This is a genomic window from Rhodococcus sp. NPDC003348 (genome assembly GCF_053589375.1).
This window is the reverse complement of the sequence record NZ_JBSFRT010000022.1, coordinates 58,099-74,580: the sequence shown is the minus strand read 5'-3', so window position 1 is coordinate 74,580 and position 16,482 is coordinate 58,099. Positions and strand designations below refer to the sequence as shown.

Below are 16,482 nucleotides of genomic sequence, written 5' to 3'. Positions count from 1 at the left end.
CACACACAGGCGCGCAGCGCTCCTAGAGGCGGTCCTTGACGGCCTTCGAGATCCGGGAGCCGTCGGCCTTGCCTGCGGCGAGGGCGGTGGCGGCCTTCATGACCTGGCCCATCTGCTTCATGCCCGGGCGTTCGCCAAGCTCCTCGGCAATCTGGGCGATGGCGGTGTCGGCGACGTCGGCCAGTTCGGCGTCGGTGAGCGGTGTGGGCAGGTAGCCGTCGATGACCTGCGCTTCGGCACGCTCGTTCGCGGCAAGCTCCCCGCGTCCGTTCTCGGTGTAGATTTCGGCGGCCTCGCCGCGCTTCTTCGACTCCTTGGCGAGCACCTTGAGGACTTCGTCGTCGCTGAGTTCGCGGGCTTCCTTGCCGGCCACCTCCTCGGTCTGGATGGCGGCGAGGACCATCCGCAGCGTCTTCAGACGCAGGGTGTCCTTGGCCTTCATGGCGGTGGTCATGTCGGCGCGGAGGGTGGCTTTGAGGGTGCTGGTGGAGTCGGACATGGTTTCGAACGCTACGCGCCCGCACCGGCGACGCGCATGTCCATTGCCGGCGCTGCGTATCCTGAAATGGTGTTTGACAACCCTCGCACCGTCCTCCGTGGCACCGCTGCCGGGCTGGCGGGTGCCGCGGCCCTCGGTGTCGGCTACGCCTCCCTGATCGAGCGGAACGCCTTCACACTGCGTGAGGTGACGATGCCGGTGCTCGAACCGGGCTCGTCGACCCTGCGGGTGCTGCACCTGAGCGACCTGCACATGATGCCCGGACAGAAACTCAAGCAGAACTGGCTGCGAGAGCTGGACCGGCTCGAACCGGACCTCGTGGTCAACACCGGCGACAACCTGGCGCATCAGCGCGCAGTACCCGCCGTGGTCCAGTCGCTGGGCAGCCTGCTGGCACGGCCGGGCTTGTTCGTCTTCGGCAGCAACGACTACTTCGGGCCGAAGCCGAAGAACCCGTTCAAGTACTTCAACAAGGAACACAAGCGCACCTTCGGCGAGCCGCTGCCGTGGCAGGACCTGCGCGCCGCGTTCACCGAGCGCGGCTGGCTGGACGTGACGCACACCCGCCGCGAGCTCGAGGTGGCCGGGGTCCGGATCGCGACCGCCGGCGTCGACGACCCGCATCTGAAGCGCGACCGCTACGACACCATCGCGGGCGCTCCGAACCCGGTGGCGAACCTCAAGCTCGGGATCACGCACTCCCCCGAGCCTCGGGTGCTGGATCGGTTCGCCGACGACGGCTACGACCTGGTGCTGGCCGGGCACACGCACGGCGGTCAGCTGTGCCTGCCGTTCTACGGTGCGCTGGTGACGAACTGCCAGATCGACCGGTCCAGGGTGAAGGGCCCGTCGCGGTGGGGCGCGCACATGCAGCTGCACGTGTCGGCGGGGATCGGCACGTCGCCGTACGCGCCGGCCAGGTTCTGCTGCCGCCCGGAGGCGACCCTGCTGACGCTCGTTCCGACCGCCGAGAAGGGGCCGAAACAGGGGGTTCAACCAGGCGTTTCGCGTTCTTCGGCAGTCGTGCGCTAAGCTTTGCTGGCTGCCCGGGAACGGGCAGTCGGTAAGACCGGGGTGTGGCGCAGCTTGGTAGCGCGCTTCGTTCGGGACGAAGAGGTCGTGGGTTCAAATCCCGCCACCCCGACGGTCGTCGAAATCCTCCATCCGATGCATTTCGGATGGAGGATTTCGTCGTTTTCGGGTCCGTGGCGAATTGTCAGTGGACGCGAGCGGCGCCGGTGGCCGACCACCGGCCGTTGTTGCGGTCGATCCGGATCGGGTGTTCGAAGGCACGCGAGATCACGTCGGAGTCCACTGCTTCGTCCACCGGTCCCGCCGCGATCACCCGGCCACCGGCAAGGACGAGGGCGTGTGTCGTGGAGGCAGGCAGCTCCTCCAGGTGGTGAGTGACCAGGACCGAGGCCAGTTCCGGTCGGAGCACCCGCAGTTCGGCGAGCACGTCGAGCAGGATCTCTCGCGCCGCGAGATCGAGGCCGGTGGTGGGCTCGTCGAGCAGCAGCAGGTCCGGTTCGGTGACCAGCGCTCGGGCGATGAGCGCGCGACCCCGCTCCCCCTGGGACAGCACCGCCCACTGATCGGACGTGCGGGCGGACAGACCCAGTGCGCCGATGAGCTCGTCGGCTCGTTCCGCTTCGCTCTCCGCGGGTGCCCACCGCTTGGGCAGGTCCGCGGCGGCGTGCAGTCCGGTCAGGACCACGTCGCGGACCGGCAGGTACGGCTCGATCCGTGAGCGAGGGTCGACGTGGCCGATGTGCGTGCGAAGCCACCTCATGTCGACGCGGCCGAGCCGGTGCCCGAGCACGTGCACGGTCCCGCGGGTCGGATGCAGCCGGGCACCGCACAATGCGAGCAGCGTCGACTTGCCGGCGCCGTTCGGCCCGAGCAGCGCCCACTGCTCCCCGGAGCGCACGTCGACGCTGACCGAGTCGATCAGCGCTCGCCCCTGCCGCAGCACGCTCACATCACGCACCGAGAGCACCCTGTCGTCACGTTCGCCGCTCACGCCCACCTCCGATGTCCAAGTCCTCTGGTTGTCTGACAAGACGGTAGCCCGCAGGGCGATGGAGGCGGTTCGCGGAGTCCCCTTCCGGCTCAGTCCTGGTGAATCTGGACGAGGTTGCCGCAGGTGTCGTCGAAGACGGCGGAGACGCCGGACGGATCGCTGGTCGGTTCGCCGGTGAAGCGAACACCGAGCCCGATCAACCGCTCGTACTCGGCCCGGACGTCCGGCACCCCGAACACGATGGTCGGCATCCCGAGCCCGTACACGCCCTCCCGGTAGGCAGTGGCGATCGGGTTGTCACTCGGCTCGAGCAGCAACCCGACACCGTCCGGGTCCTCCGGGGACTTCACGATGAACAGGTTGTGGTCGGGCATCGCGAGCAGTTCCCGGAAACCGAGCGTCTTCGTGTAGAAGTCGAACGCCGCGGCGGGATCGATGACGTGGATTCCGCACATCTTGATTCGCATGGTGCCGAGGCTATCGGTGCCCGACGCGACCCGCACGGCGCCGCGGTTGCCGGACAGGGCACAGTGATGGGCGTCCGCCTCGATCCAGGAGAACCCGATCACCGCCCTGTCTTCCGCGCTGCGCCGCCGCGCCGCGCTCGTGCCGCTGACGGCGTGCGCCGTGCTGGCGTCCGCGGCGTGCGGTACGGCCCTGGACGCGGCGCCTTCCGATCCGCAGGCACCGAGCATCGCCGTGGACCCGGCGCACGATGCCCCGTCCGACCCGCCGACGGCGGCACCGGATCCGGCGTCGGAGTATGCCCTCCGCCTGCTGTCGACCCTGCCGGTCAAGGGCCACGCCCCGAAGTCGGGATACGACCGCGACCTGTTCGGACAGTCCTGGACCGACGATGTGGACGTCGAGGGCGGACACAACGGCTGCGACACCCGCAACGACATCCTGCGACGCGACCTGACCGATGTCGCCACCCGGGACAACACCCGAGGATGCAAGGTCACCTCGGGCACACTGTTCGACGAATACACCGGCGAGACAAAAGCTTTCGCCTCGGGGCCGAGCACATCACCCCTGGTGCAGATCGACCACCTGGTGTCGCTGTCGAACGCGTGGCAGACGGGAGCACAGCAGCTCGACGAGGCGACCCGGACGGCCCTCGCGAATGACCCGCTCAATCTGCAGGCAGTGGCCGGGGCGGTCAATCAGAAGAAGGGCAACGGTGACGCCGCGACGTGGCTGCCGCCGCGCGGCGCGTATCGCTGCACCTATGTCGCGCGACAGGTCGAGGTGAAGGCACGGTACGGACTGTGGGTGACCCAAGCCGAACGGGAGGCCATCGCTCGAACCCTGTCCAACTGCGGCACAGCATGATCCGCGTCGGGCAGCCGACGCGACCGACCCGACCGGTCTGATCGTCCGCGGCACACCACCGGCCAAGCCCCCTGCCGGGCCCGACGCCTGCGGCGCCGGTTGGGCGCGTGAGTCCGTTTTGGACTGAAACCAACTATCGAAGTGCCGGACAACGGCCCGGCAAGATGGTAATGATGGACATTTTTATTCGCGGCATCGAACTCTAAAGCGCTGGTAGAGACCCTTATTTCAGGGAAACGTCATCCAAACGGATGAACCACGCCGTCCCGTTACCGAAAATTCTCAAAACTGCAACGAGTTCTCACGCTCGCTGGCATGGTGTTGTGAATTTCATCCAGCCGAGGCCCATCGGAACACCCCACCGAGGGGCGCAAGGAGAGTCGATGTCCAAACCAACAGCGCGACAGGTCGCCGTGCCGGTCACATCCGCCGCGGTCGTCGCGGGCATGATGTTGATCGGCGCGCCGGCCAATGCCGCGACCACCAACTTCACCAGCTCCTGCCAGGCGAAGTCGATCATCACCGTCGACAAGACGGTGGCTGCCTCGATGACAGTCGACGCCCCGGCGACGGTTGCACCGGGTGAGACCTTCACCTACCGCATCCAGCCGAATGCGTCCTCGTACCCGGACAAGGACTCGGGCGCGACCACGACCAACGTCTCGCGGATCAAGTACGACTACGCGATCCCGAGCAACGCCACCTACGTCAGTGCGTCGGTGGTGCCGGGCACTGCGGTCAACCTCGACAACGTCGCCCCGAACGTGCTCCGCGTCAACGACAGCGGCGCGGTGGACGCCAACGGCGGCATCGTTCGGCTCTCCGGCAACAACGAGGTCGTCGGCAACGGCACGTCGAACTCGACCAACTCCGAGGGCGGCATCCGGGCCCCGAAGCTCAAGAAGAACCTCGACGGCACCACCAACTCCGCCGGTGACAGCTGGTTCCGGCTGCCCGCCGTGGACGTGACCATGGTCGCCGGGGCGTCGGGCGTCATCGAGCCGAAGCTGCGCACCGCCGGGTCCGCCGCGAGCTACGGCAACGACCAGAACTTCAGCACGTCGCTGGCGAAGGCGAGCCTCCTCGGTACGCAGTGGGCGCCGACCCGTTGCATCCCGAGCGACAACAAGAGCGCCCTGAACGCCGGCGCCGGCCCCCTGGCCACCATCACCATCAACGATCCGGGCCCGGTGGTCGTCGACTCCACCACGACGGTGAACGTCCCGGCGACCGCGAAGACCGGCACCGCCGTCGACCTCACCGCCACCGTCGCCCCCGCGGGCGCCACCGGCACCGTCCAGTTCAAGGACGGCGCCACCGCCATCGGCGCCCCGGTCGCCGTCACTGGCGGCACCGCGACCCTGAACCACACCTTCACCACGAACGGATCCCACAGCATCACCGCCGTGTACTCCGGCGATGCGACGCACAACCCGTCGACCTCGGCCGCGGGCGCCGTGGAGGTCACCACCGATCCGGTGATCGTCGACACCACCACGACGCTGAACGTCCCGGCGACCGCCAAGACCGGCACCGCCGTCGACCTCACCGCCACCGTCGCCCCCGCGGGCGCCACCGGCACCGTCCAGTTCAAGGACGGCGCCACCAACATCGGCGCCCCGGTCGCCGTCACGGGTGGCACCGCGACCTTGAACCACACCTTCACCACGACGGGTGCGCACTCGATCACCGCGGTGTACTCGGGTGACGCGACGAACCATCCGTCGACCTCCGCAGCGTCCACCGTGGACGTCTCGGTCAACGTGGTGGACACCACCACCACCCTGAACATCCCGGCGACCGCCAAGACCGGCACCGCCGTCGACCTCACCGCCACCGTCGCGCCGACCGAGGCCACCGGCACCGTCGAGTTCAAGGACGGCGCAACGGTTCTCGGCAGCTCGCCGGTTTCGGGCGGCACCGCGACCCTGAACCACACCTTCACCACCGACGGCACCCACAGCATCACCGCCGTCTACAGCGGCGCCGAGGGCTTCGCCACCAGCACGTCCGCGGCAGGCACCGTCGAGGTCTCCACCGACCCGGTCGTGGTCGACTCCACCACCACCCTGAACGTCCCGTCGACCGCCAAGACCGGCACCGCCGTCGACCTCACCGCCACCGTCGCGCCGACCGAGGCCACCGGCACCGTCGAGTTCAAGGACGGCGCAACGGTTCTCGGCAGCTCGCCGGTTTCGGGCGGCACCGCGACCCTGAGCCACACCTTCACCACCGACGGCACCCACAGCATCACCGCCGTCTACTCCGGTGACGCCACCCACAACGCCTCGACCTCGGCCGCGGGCACCGTGGAGGTCTCCACCGACCCGGTCGTGGTCGACTCCACCACCACGGTGAACGTCCCGGCCACCGCCAAGACCGGCACCGAGGTGAGCCTCGCCGCCACCGTGGATCCGAGCACCGCCACCGGCACCGTCGAGTTCAAGGACGGCGCAACCGTTCTCGGCAGCTCGCCCGTCGTCAACGGTGTGGCGACCCTGAACCACACCTTCACCACCGACGGCACCCACAGCATCACCGCCGTCTACTCCGGTGACGCCACCCACAACGCCTCGACCTCGGCCGCGGACACCGTGGAGGTCTCCACCGACATCGTGGTCGTCGACTCCGCCACCACGCTGAGCGTCCCGGCGACCGCCAACACCGGCACCGCCGTCGACCTCAAGGCCACCGTGAGCCCGACCGACGCCACCGGCACCGTCGAGTTCAAGGACGGCAACACGGTCATCGGCACCGCGCCCGTCGTCAACGGTGTGGCGACCCTGAACCACATCTTCACCACCGACGGCACCCACAGCATCACCGCCGTCTACTCCGGTGACGCCACCCACAACCCGTCGACCTCGCCGGCTGCCACCGTCGACGTCTCCACCGACGGGGGCAACCCGAGCGGCGGCGGCTCGCTGGAGAACATCTTCGGTTCCTGATCCCAGTGCGAGCCCGGACCCCACGGTCCGCTGACAAGTAACCCGACGGACGCCCCTCACACCACCGTGAGGGGCGTTCGTCGTCAGCACCGGCGACGGCCACTCCTGCGCTCATCACTCCGGTGACCACGACATCCGTTCCAAAGGAGTCCAGCCATGTTCCACCCTGTTCACCGCGCCGTCGTGATGGCGACCGGATGCTCCGCAATCGTCACGGGGACGGTCCTGCTCGGCATTCCCGCCGGCGCCACCACCACCGTCACGAACTTCATCCAGTCGTGTCAGGCCAAGTCGATCATCACGGTCGACAAGACGGTGACATCGTCGCTGACGCTCACGGCTCCGGACACCGTCGAAGCGGGAAGCACCTTCACCTACCGTATTCAACCGGGCGCGTCCTCTTTTCCGGACAAGGACTCCGGCGCGGTGACTTCCAACCTCTCTCGCATCAAGTTCGACTTTGCACTGCCGGACAACGCCACCTTCACGAGCGCCAGAGTCGTACCGGACACCGCCGTGGGCCTCGACGCCGTGACTCCGAACGTACTGCGCATCAACGACATCGGAGAGGTGGACGACAACGGACCCATTCTCCGTCTGTCGGGGAACAACGAGGTGATCGGCAACGGTGCGGACAATTCCACCACCGGCGAGGGTGGCATTCGTGTCCCGAAGACCAAGCGGAATCTCGACGGGAGCACCAACGTCAACGGTGAAACGTGGTACCAGCTCCCGGCGGTTGAGGTCACGATGGTCGCAGGCGTCGGGGGCGTCATCGAGCCGAAGGTACGCACCGGCGGAACCGCCTCCACGTACGCGAGTGACACCAACTTCCACACGTACCTCGCCAAACAAACACCCTTCAGCACCTTGTGGCTGGCGACCAGGTGCATCCCGAGCGACGACAGGGGCACTCCCAACACCGGAGCGGCGGCACTGGCCACCATCACGATCACCGATCCCGTGATCATGGACACCACCACCGCTCTGAGTGTCCCGGCTACCGCGACCACCGGCGAAGCCGTTGACCTCTGGGCACTGGTCAGAACATCCGACGACACCGACGCGGTCGGCGGCACAGTCCAGTTCCAGGACAACGGGTCCGACATCGGCGGGCCGGTGGCCCTCGTCGACGGCGCGGCGAAGATGGTGCACGCCTTCACCACTGCGGGCAGCCACTCGATCACCGCGGCATACAGTGGAGGGGCCTGGTTCAAGGAGTCCATCTCCTCGGCCTCGACCGTGTCCGTGTCCGACGCGACCACCCCGGGCAACCCCAGCCCCGGCGGCGGCTTCGGCTCGATGGAAGGCCTGTTCGGCTCGTAGGCCCGCCGAAAACTACTGTCATTCGTTCGATCGAATTCCGTCGAATCACTGTATGGCCCAATAGAAAATCATTGCCCTACCGTCGTCGGCACCGGTAGTTTCCGAGCCCGAAACACTACGCTCAGCGCGCATGCGGGCGGGGGCCCCGGCGCTTCCACACAGGAGGTTGCAGTGACCATGTCCCTGTCCCGTCGCCTCGCGACACCACTGATCGCGGCATCGGCCGTGGCCGGTCTGGTGTTCGGAGTGACCAGCGGCGTCGCCGCTGCCGATCCACCGCAGTCGTCGCGGTCGCTCCAAGACGCCCAACTGCTCCTGTCCAAGGAAGTGGTCGGCAGCAATGTCGTCCTGCCCGGAGCATCCGTCACCTACCGGACCACGATCGCTTACACCACCGCCAACGGCGCCGGAAACGCGCCGCTGAACCAGCTCTCGATCGCGTACGTGCGCGAGGTTCCGCCGGCCGGCTGGACCCGCACCGCACAGTCCCTGAGCTACGCCGGCGGTGGCGGAACCTTCTCGACGCAGGACGGCGGCGCGAAGGTGACCTGCAGCAGCGGTTGCACCTTCCTCGTCGGTGGTTACGTGATCAAGTCCGGCCAGTCGGCCGTTCTCACCACCACCTACACGGTGCCCGCCGGCACCGCCCCCGGTGTCTACGACAGCGGGGCCTTCTCCGCCCAGCCGAACACCTGGAGTGGTGGCGAGCGCGGCAGCAACAACTTCGGCGTCTTCGTTCAGGTCGCCGACCCGAACGTCGCGACGACCACCACACTGAACGTCCCGGGCACCGCGACGGTCGGCCAGTCCGTGGCACTGACGGCGAACGTCGGCCCGGCCAACTCCGTCGGCACCGTGCAGTTCAAGGACGGCGGCGTCGACATCGGAGGACCGGTCACGGTCTCGGGCGGCAACGCCACCCTGAACCACACCTTCACCACGGCCGGGAACCACGACATCACCGCGGCGTTCACCGCAGGCGCCGGCTTCTACAACTCGGCATCGGGCGTGCAGACGGTCGCGGTGTCGCTCGCCGAGTCGACCACCACTCTGAACGTCCCGGCGACCGCGCACACCGACGAGGCGATCGACCTCACGGCCAACGTCGCTCCGGCAGATGCCACCGGCACCGTGCAGTTCAAGGACGGCGCCACCGACATCGGTGCGCCCGTCCCGGTGAACGCGGGCACGGCGACGCTGAACCACACCTTCACCACCGTCGGCAACCACGACATCACCGCCGTCTACTCCGGTGACGCGACGCACGCCGGATCGACCTCCTCGGTGTCCGCGGTGGACGTCTCGGTCAAGGTCGTCGACTCCACCACCACCCTGACCGCCCCCGCGACCGCGACAATCGGTGCGGCTGTGGACCTGTCCGCGAGCGTCGCCCCGGCCGACGCCACCGGCACCGTCGAGTTCAAGGACGGCGCCACCGTTCTCGGCAGCGCGCCCGTCACCGCGGGCACCGCGACCCTGAACCACACCTTCACCACCACCGGCAACCACGACATCACCGCCGCCTACTCCGGTGACGCCACCCACAACCCGTCGACCTCGGCCGCGGCCGCCGTCGACGTGACCGTCGTCGAGTCGGCTGTCACGTTGACTGCACCGGCCACCACCGACACCACCACCCCGGTGGACCTGACCGCCACCGTCAACCCGGCCGACGCCACCGGCACCGTCGAGTTCAAGGACGGCGCCACCGTTCTCGGCAGCGCGCCCGTCACCGCGGGCACCGCCACCCTGAGCCACACCTTCACCGCAGGCTCGCACAGCATCACGGCCGTGTACTCCGGTGACAGCACGCACGCCGGGTCCACTTCGGCCGCGTCCGCTGTCGAGGTGTCGGAGGCCGTCGTCGACACCACCACCGCACTGACCGTCCCGGCCACCGCCAAGAACGGCACCGCCGTGGACCTGACCGCGACGGTCGACCCGGCCACCGCCACCGGCACCGTCGAGTTCAAGGACGGCGCCACCGTTCTCGGCAGCTCACCCGTCGTCAACGGTGTGGCGACCCTGAACCACACCTTCACCACCGACGGCACCCACTCCATCACCGCCGTCTACTCCGGGGACGCCACCCACAACCCGTCGACGTCGGCCCCGGACACCGTGGACGTCTCCACCGACATCGTCATCGTCGACACCACCACCGCACTGAGCGTCCCGGCGAGCGCCGAGACCGGCACCGCCGTGGAGCTCAAGGCCACCGTGAGCCCGACCGACGCCACCGGCACCGTCGAGTTCAAGGACGGCACCGAGGTCATCGGCACCGCGCCCGTCGTCAACGGTGTGGCGACCCTGAGCCACACCTTCACCACCGACGGCACCCACAGCATCACCGCGGTCTACTCCGGGGACGCGACGCACAACACGTCGACCTCGACGGCCGGCAGCATCGAGGTCTCGACCGACCCGGGCACCGGGGGCGGCGGCAGCAGCTTCGGCTCGCTGGAGAATCTCTTCGGTTCCTGAAGTCCGGTACCGAGGTGAACGTTCCGGGGCCCTGACGGATCCCGGTGCACATCGGTGGCGAATGCCCTCCGCATCCCGCGGAGGGCATTCGCGTGTCGGTTTCCGTCCGGATGCGCGCAACCCCTCCACAACCTGGACCGATGTCCTATGTTGACCGAATGACCATCGCTCCCCCACGCCTGAGCAGGTCGACCGTCGCCGGCTACTCCCTCGGCTCGGTCGGCACCGGCGGGTTCGCCACGCTCCCGGGGCTGGTGCTCGCCTACTACCTCACCGACACCCTCGCGGTTCCCGCCGCTGTCGCGAGCGTGGTGGTCTTCGCCCCCAAGGCACTCGATCTCCTGGTCAATCCGCTGGTCGGGTCGCGCAGTGACGCGGAGGCCGCTCGGACCGGCACCCGTCGCCGGTTCCTGCTGCTCGGCGCGCTCGCCTTGCCGGTGTTCTTCGCACTGACCTTCGCGGTACCGGCCGGGCTGTCCACCGCGGCGAGCAGCCTGTGGGTTGCGGTCGCGTTCATCCTCGCGGCGATCGCGTTCGCCCTGTTCCAGGTGCCGTACATTGCGCTGCCCGCCGAGTTGACCGAGGACTATCACGAACGCTCCCGGTTGATGTCGTGGCGAGTCGCGCTGCTCGGGGTCGCGATCCTGCTCTTCGGTGCGGGTGGTCCGGCGCTGCGCGAGATCGGTGGCGGTGGGCGGCCCGGCTATCTGGCGATGGGTGTGGTCGCCGGCCTGCTGCTCGGGGCGGGGATGCTGGCCGCGTGGGCGATCGCCCCCCGCGGCCCGTCGCGCGAGAGTCCCGATTCCGTTTCCGCGCACGGGTTCTCCGATGCCCTTGCCGCGGTGCGGTCGAGCGAACCGTTCCGGGTACTGCTGCTGACCTTCGCGTTGCAGGCGCTGGCGACCGGCACCATGCTCGGCGGCGCCCAGTACGTCGCGACCTATCTACTCGACTCCGAGGGCGCGGTGTCGATCCTGTTCGCGGCGCTGGTCGCTCCCGCGGTCGCGGTGATGCCGCTGTGGATCCGGCTGGTCCACGCCTGGGGCAAGCAACGCACCTTCCTGCTGGCGTCGACACTGTTCCTCGCCGCCACGATCGCCCTGCTCGGCCTGCTGGCCGGCGCCGGCCCGTGGATCTACCCGGTGGTCGCGGTCGCCGGGATCGGCTATGCCGGAATGCAGATGCTGCCGATGTCGATGCTGCCGGACGTGATCACCGACCACGAGCAGCGGGCAGGCGGCACCGTCCGGGCGGGCGCGTTCAGCGGGGTGTGGACGGCCGCCGAGACGGTCGCGATGGCGTTGGGTCCGGCGCTCGTGCTGGTGATCCTTGCCGCCACCGGGTTCGTCTCGTCGAGTGGCGACGACGTCGTCGCCCAGTCCGAGACCGCGCTGACCGGTATCGCGTTGGCGTTCACCGCCGCCCCGGCCGTCCTGGTCGCGGTGAGCATGCTCGTTCTCCGCCGGTACCGGCTGGCGGCAGAGGACAGGAACAGGAGTCACCAGTGAACTTCGAACAGTCGCCGCAGGAGATCCTCGCCCGGCTCGACGAACTCCGGACCGCCGATGCCCCCACGTCGGGCGGGCGGCTGCTGTCGTACGTGTACGACCCGGGTGTCGCCGAACTCGACGACCTCGCCGGCGCGGCGGCGCGAAAGGCCCAGCCGCTCAACGGCCTCGACCCGACCACGTTTCCGTCCGTCGCGGCCCTCGAACGGGATCTCGTCGGGCTGGCCCGCTCCGTGCTCGCCGACGGCGTGGACGGCGTCGTCGGCTCCGTCACGAGCGGCGGCACCGAGAGCTGCATGCTGGCAGTCAAATCCGCCCGCGACAGCTGGCGCGCGGCTACCGGCCGGGACGATCGGCCCACCCTGGTGATCGGATCGACGGCACATGCCGCGTTCATCAAGGCCGCGCACTACCTGGACCTGCGACTGCGGGTGCTGCCGGTCGACCCGGACACCTGCCGGCTGCGGCCCGCCGATGTCGCTGCGGCGCTGGACGAGTCGGTGGCGCTGGCGGTCGCGTCGACACCGTCGTACCCGCAGGGCGCGCTCGACCCGGTCGCGGAGATCGCGGAAGTGTGTGCCGCGCAGGGTGTCCCGGTGCACGTGGACGGCTGCATCGGCGCCTGGGTGCTGCCGTGGTGGCCGGGCGCGGACGACCGTCCGGCGTGCGACCTGCGGGTGCCCGGTGTCGCCAGCCTGTCGGTGGACCTGCACAAGTACGGCTACGCCCCGAAGGGCGTGTCGGTGCTGCTGTACCGCGACCGGGACCGGCACCGCAGGCAGTGGTTCGCGACCAGTGCCTGGCCGGGCTACGCGGTGGTGAATCCGACGATGCTCGGTTCGAGGACGGTGATGCCGATCGCGGCCGGCTGGGCGGTGTCGCGAGCGTTGGGCCGCAGCGGTTTCGCCGAGCTGACCGGGCGTATCGCCCGGTCGGCGGAGCAGCTGCGGAAGGTTGTCGACGGACTCGACGGCCTGCGGGTGGTCGGCGACCCGGTCGGCCCGCTGCTCGCCGTCGCGACCGACCCCGAGGTGCCGGAGTCACGGCGGGTGGACCCGCACCGCTGGGCGGACGCCGCGAAGGAGCTGGGCTGGGTCCTGCAACCGCAACCGGGCCGCACCCAGGCCGACGGCACCGTCCTGCCCCGCACCACACACCTGACGCTGACTCCGGTCACCGAGTCGGTGGTCGGTGAGCTCGCCGATGCGCTCACCGCCGCCGCGGATCGCGTCCGCGGGGTGCCGGGCGCGCAGGCCCCCGCCGACTTCGTGGCGGCCGCCGGTCAGATCCGGATCGAGGACCTGACGAGCGAGAACTGCGCCGCCGTGCTGGCGATGGTCGGCCTCGACCCGTCGGGCGGCCTGGACGGCCCGATGGCCGAGCTCCTGGCCCTGATCGAGGCCCTGCCCGAGCCGGTCGCCGAACGACTCCTGATCGAGTTCCTGGCCCGCTTCATGGAATAGGCCGGGACCGGTTCAGGGCGCGGCGGCCCGGTCGGTCAGGGCGATCACGTCCGTCCGCATGGCCTTCGGATCGGCGCCATGGACGGCGGGCATGAACTGTGTGCGAGAACGGGCGGCCGTCGGCCGACAACGACAGGGGCGTCACACCGGCCGGTGTGACGCCCCTGTCGTGACGAACACTGGGGTCAGGCTGCCATCGCCTGCCACATCCAGTGCAGCTGTTCGAGTTTCGCGGTGATGCCGATCAGCAGGTCCTGAGTGACGGGGTCGGCCTTCTCCGTCGCCTCGATGCGCTCGCGCAGTCGCTCGATCACCGCGGCAAGGTTCGCCACGATGGCGTCGACGACATCGCTGTCGCTGGTCCAGCCGGCACCGAAACCGGTGGTGCCGGCATCAGCGGCCACCGTCGCGGCACGGCCGTCCGGGCTGACACCGATCGCGGTGGCACGCTCGGCGGCGGCATCGGTGAAATCGCGAGCCGCAGTGACCAGTTCGTCCAGCGACGGATGCACGGACAGGAAGTTGCGGCCGACGACGTTCCAGTGTGCCTGCTTGGCGACGAGGCTGAGGTCGATCAGGTCGACCACCGTGCCCTGCAGGGCCTCCCCGGCGATCCGCTGCTGTCCCGCGTCGAGTGTGCTGGCAATAGGACCGTTGGTCATTGTCGTCTCCTCTACTGTCGGTCCGGTTTACACTGCGAACCCCTCAGCGGGGTTCATTCTTCATGTAGTTCAACGCCTTTCCCGGCGAATTGGTTCCCGGTGTGGCCGAGACCACGGCCCGTGGAACGAATCGGCGGCGCGGACGGTCAGCGGTCCTGCGACTGCCGGCAGTCCGGGCAGAGTCCCCAGAACACGACCTCGGCCTCGTCGATGACGAAGCCGTGGTCGTCGGAGGGCTGGAGGCAGGGCGCGTGGCCGACGACGCAGTCGACGTCGACAACGGCGCCGCACTCGCGGCACACCAGGTGGTGGTGGTTGTCCCCGGTCCGGGTCTCGAACAGGGCAGGCGAGCCTGCGGGCTCGATGCGCCGTAGTAGTCCGGCGTTCACACATGCCTTGAGCACGTCGTAGACGGCCTGCGTGGACACCGAACCGAGTTCCGCACGGACCTCGGCGGCAACCCCGTCGGCATCGGTGTGCGGTTTCGCGGTGACCGCGTTGAGCACCGCGACTCGAGGCGCGGTCACCCGCAGACCCGCGGCACGCAGGAGCCCACGGGGGTCCGCGTCGGAGCCGGCGTCTCGCATGGCCCCAGTATCCGCCCGATTTCTGGAATAAGTCAAGAAAACCACCTCCTCGCGGGACGAGGAGGGCGCCAACCGGACGGACCGGCAGACGACCCCTCGCCCCGCGCGACGCGGCGTCAGGCGTCGAGGGCAGCGAGCGCCTTGGCGACGCCCTCCCCGTACGCGGGATCGCACTTGGTGCAGTTGTCGATGTGCCGCTTGATGATCTGCGGGTCGACACCGTGGATGTTGCGGGCGGTGTTGTCGAACAGCGCCTGCTTCTGGTCTGCATCCATCAGGTTGAACAGCGCCCGCGGCTGCGAGTAGTAGTCGTCGTCGTCGGCGCGGTAGTCGAAGTGGTCGGCAACGGCGCCGACCGCCTGCGCCGGCTCGCGATACTGCGGCTGCTCCTGCCACTTACCGTAGGAGTTCGGCTCGTAGTGCAGCGAGCTGCCCATGTTGCCGTCCACCCGCATCGCGCCGTCCCGGTGGAAGTTCGCCACCGGACAGCGAGGAGCGTTGACCGGGATCTGGAAGTTGTTGACGCCCAGTCGGTACCGCTGCGCGTCGCCGTAGGAGAACAGTCGTCCCTGCAGCATTCGGTCCGGCGAGAAGCTGATGCCGGGCACGACGTGCGCGGGGTTGAACGCGGCCTGCTCGACCTCGGCGAAGTAGTTGTCGGGGTTGCGGTTGAGCTCCCACTCGCCGACCTCGATCAGCGGGTAGTCGCCCTTCGGCCACACCTTGGTCAGGTCGAACGGGTGGTACGGCACCTTCTGCGCGTCGGCCTCCGGCATGATCTGCACCATCAGCTTCCACTTCGGGAACTCGCCGCGCTCGATCGCCTCGTACAGGTCGCGCTGGTGACTCTCCCGGTCCTGACCGACCAGCTCGGCGGCCTCGGCATCGGTGAGGTTCTTGATCTCCTGCTGGCAGCGGTGGTGGAACTTCACCCAGAATCGCTCACCGGCCGCGTTGATGAAACTGAAGGTGTGCGAACCGAATCCGTGCATGTTGCGGTAGGACGCAGGCAGCCCGCGGTCGCTCATCACGATCGTCACCTGGTGCAGCGCCTCGGGCAGGCTGGACCAGAAATCCCAGTTGTTGTTGGCGCTGCGCATGTTGGTGCGCGGGTCGCGCTTGACCGCATGATTCAGGTCGGGGAACTTGAGCGGGTCGCGGAAGAAGAACACCGGGGTGTTGTTGCCGACGAGGTCCCAGTTGCCCTCCTCGGTGTAGAACTTCACCGCGAATCCCCGGATGTCGCGCTCGGCGTCGGCGGCACCGCGCTCGCCGGCGACAGTGGAGAACCGCACGAACAGGTCGGTCTTCTTGCCGACCTCGGAGAAGATCTTCGCCGACGTGTACTTCGTGATGTCGTTCGTGACGGTGAAGGTGCCGTACGCGCCGGATCCCTTGGCGTGCATCCGCCGTTCGGGGATGACCTCGCGGTCGAAGTGGGCGAGCTTCTCGAGGAACCAGACGTCCTGCAGCAGCTGCGGACCGCGCGGGCCGGCGGTCTGGACGTTCTGGTTGTCCGGCACCGGTGCGCCGACCGCGGTGGTCAGGGTGGTGTCGGTGGTCTTCGGGTCATTGCTCATGGGTGATCCCTTCGCTTTCTCCGCGCCGAGGGCGCGGTGCTCGTTCGGACCTCGGTCGAACCCGGCG

General features: G+C 68.7%; 13 protein-coding genes and 1 tRNA gene. 8 read left to right on the top strand and 6 right to left on the bottom strand.

Annotated features, from left to right (window positions below; genetic code table 11):
• Positions 1-22: 22 nt before the first annotated feature.
• A complete protein-coding gene (locus ACWDU4_RS15990; protein WP_450114882.1) occupies positions 23-499 on the bottom strand; it encodes a GatB/YqeY domain-containing protein in 477 nt (158 codons plus the stop codon).
• A gap of 69 nt (positions 500-568) precedes the next feature.
• Between ACWDU4_RS15990 and ACWDU4_RS15985 the strand changes: the two genes are divergently transcribed.
• Together ACWDU4_RS15985 and ACWDU4_RS15980 are read left to right on the top strand one after the other, a co-directional pair.
• Positions 569-1,531, top strand: coding sequence for a metallophosphoesterase (locus ACWDU4_RS15985; RefSeq protein WP_450114881.1), 963 nt, complete (start codon positions 569-571; stop codon positions 1,529-1,531).
• Between the two features lie 38 nt (positions 1,532-1,569).
• A tRNA-Pro gene (locus tag ACWDU4_RS15980) sits at positions 1,570-1,643 on the top strand.
• Between the two features lie 72 nt (positions 1,644-1,715).
• On the opposite strand, the gene ACWDU4_RS15975 is transcribed toward ACWDU4_RS15980, so the two are convergent.
• Together ACWDU4_RS15975 and ACWDU4_RS15970 are read right to left on the bottom strand one after the other, a co-directional pair.
• The gene (locus ACWDU4_RS15975) at positions 1,716-2,522 is read right to left on the bottom strand and encodes an ABC transporter ATP-binding protein (RefSeq protein ID WP_450114880.1); all 807 of its coding nucleotides are present in this window, start codon (positions 2,520-2,522) and stop codon (positions 1,716-1,718) included.
• Positions 2,523-2,611: 89 nt separating this feature from the next.
• Positions 2,612-2,989 carry a VOC family protein gene (locus ACWDU4_RS15970; RefSeq protein WP_450114879.1) on the bottom strand — a complete coding sequence of 126 codons (378 nt, stop codon included), beginning with the start codon at positions 2,987-2,989 and terminating at the stop codon, positions 2,612-2,614.
• A 160-nt stretch (positions 2,990-3,149) separates the two neighbouring features.
• Between ACWDU4_RS15970 and ACWDU4_RS15965 the strand changes: the two genes are divergently transcribed.
• The 6 genes from ACWDU4_RS15965 (at position 3,150) to ACWDU4_RS15940 (ending at position 13,586) form a co-directional block, all read left to right on the top strand.
• Positions 3,150-3,857, top strand: a complete 708-nt coding sequence (locus ACWDU4_RS15965; protein ID WP_450114878.1) for an HNH endonuclease family protein — start codon at positions 3,150-3,152, stop codon at positions 3,855-3,857.
• A 383-nt stretch (positions 3,858-4,240) separates the two neighbouring features.
• A complete protein-coding gene (locus ACWDU4_RS15960; protein WP_450114877.1) occupies positions 4,241-6,805 on the top strand; it encodes a beta strand repeat-containing protein in 2,565 nt (854 codons plus the stop codon).
• A gap of 156 nt (positions 6,806-6,961) precedes the next feature.
• Positions 6,962-8,131, top strand: a complete 1,170-nt coding sequence (locus tag ACWDU4_RS15955) for an Ig-like domain-containing protein (RefSeq protein ID WP_450114876.1) — start codon at positions 6,962-6,964, stop codon at positions 8,129-8,131.
• A gap of 177 nt (positions 8,132-8,308) precedes the next feature.
• A complete protein-coding gene (locus ACWDU4_RS15950; RefSeq protein ID WP_450114908.1) occupies positions 8,309-10,615 on the top strand; it encodes an Ig-like domain repeat protein in 2,307 nt (768 codons plus the stop codon).
• 158 nt (positions 10,616-10,773) lie between these two features.
• Positions 10,774-12,123, top strand: a complete 1,350-nt coding sequence (locus tag ACWDU4_RS15945) for an MFS transporter (protein WP_450114875.1) — start codon at positions 10,774-10,776, stop codon at positions 12,121-12,123.
• The gene (locus tag ACWDU4_RS15940; RefSeq protein ID WP_450114874.1) at positions 12,120-13,586 is read left to right on the top strand and encodes a pyridoxal phosphate-dependent decarboxylase family protein; all 1,467 of its coding nucleotides are present in this window, start codon (positions 12,120-12,122) and stop codon (positions 13,584-13,586) included. The genes ACWDU4_RS15945 and ACWDU4_RS15940 overlap by 4 nt, the downstream gene beginning before the upstream one ends.
• Positions 13,587-13,771: 185 nt before the next feature.
• Here ACWDU4_RS15940 and ACWDU4_RS15935 read toward each other — a convergent pair whose 3' ends face one another.
• From ACWDU4_RS15935 to ACWDU4_RS15925, 3 genes are all read right to left on the bottom strand, one after another.
• Positions 13,772-14,248, bottom strand: a complete 477-nt coding sequence (locus ACWDU4_RS15935) for a Dps family protein (protein ID WP_450114873.1) — start codon at positions 14,246-14,248, stop codon at positions 13,772-13,774.
• 146 nt (positions 14,249-14,394) lie between these two features.
• The gene (locus tag ACWDU4_RS15930; protein WP_450114872.1) at positions 14,395-14,835 is read right to left on the bottom strand and encodes a Fur family transcriptional regulator; all 441 of its coding nucleotides are present in this window, start codon (positions 14,833-14,835) and stop codon (positions 14,395-14,397) included.
• Positions 14,836-14,951: 116 nt separating this feature from the next.
• A complete protein-coding gene (locus tag ACWDU4_RS15925) occupies positions 14,952-16,415 on the bottom strand; it encodes a catalase (protein ID WP_450114871.1) in 1,464 nt (487 codons plus the stop codon).
• Positions 16,416-16,482: the final 67 nt, after the last annotated feature.

What these genes read in the sequence shown, in the direction of transcription:
- ACWDU4_RS15990 (WP_450114882.1), bottom strand. Translation starts at nt 499, where the DNA reads ATGTCCGACTCCACCAGCACCCTCAAAGCCACCCTCCGCGCCGACATG.
- ACWDU4_RS15970 (WP_450114879.1), bottom strand. Translation starts at nt 2,989, where the DNA reads ATGCGAATCAAGATGTGCGGAATCCACGTCATCGATCCCGCCGCGGCG.
- ACWDU4_RS15960 (WP_450114877.1), top strand. Translation starts at nt 4,241, where the DNA reads ATGTCCAAACCAACAGCGCGACAGGTCGCCGTGCCGGTCACATCCGCC.
- ACWDU4_RS15955 (WP_450114876.1), top strand. Translation starts at nt 6,962, where the DNA reads ATGTTCCACCCTGTTCACCGCGCCGTCGTGATGGCGACCGGATGCTCC.
- ACWDU4_RS15950 (WP_450114908.1), top strand. Translation starts at nt 8,309, where the DNA reads ATGTCCCTGTCCCGTCGCCTCGCGACACCACTGATCGCGGCATCGGCC.
- ACWDU4_RS15945 (WP_450114875.1), top strand. Translation starts at nt 10,774, where the DNA reads ATGACCATCGCTCCCCCACGCCTGAGCAGGTCGACCGTCGCCGGCTAC.
- ACWDU4_RS15935 (WP_450114873.1), bottom strand. Translation starts at nt 14,248, where the DNA reads ATGACCAACGGTCCTATTGCCAGCACACTCGACGCGGGACAGCAGCGG.
- ACWDU4_RS15930 (WP_450114872.1), bottom strand. Translation starts at nt 14,835, where the DNA reads ATGCGAGACGCCGGCTCCGACGCGGACCCCCGTGGGCTCCTGCGTGCC.
- ACWDU4_RS15925 (WP_450114871.1), bottom strand. Translation starts at nt 16,415, where the DNA reads ATGAGCAATGACCCGAAGACCACCGACACCACCCTGACCACCGCGGTC.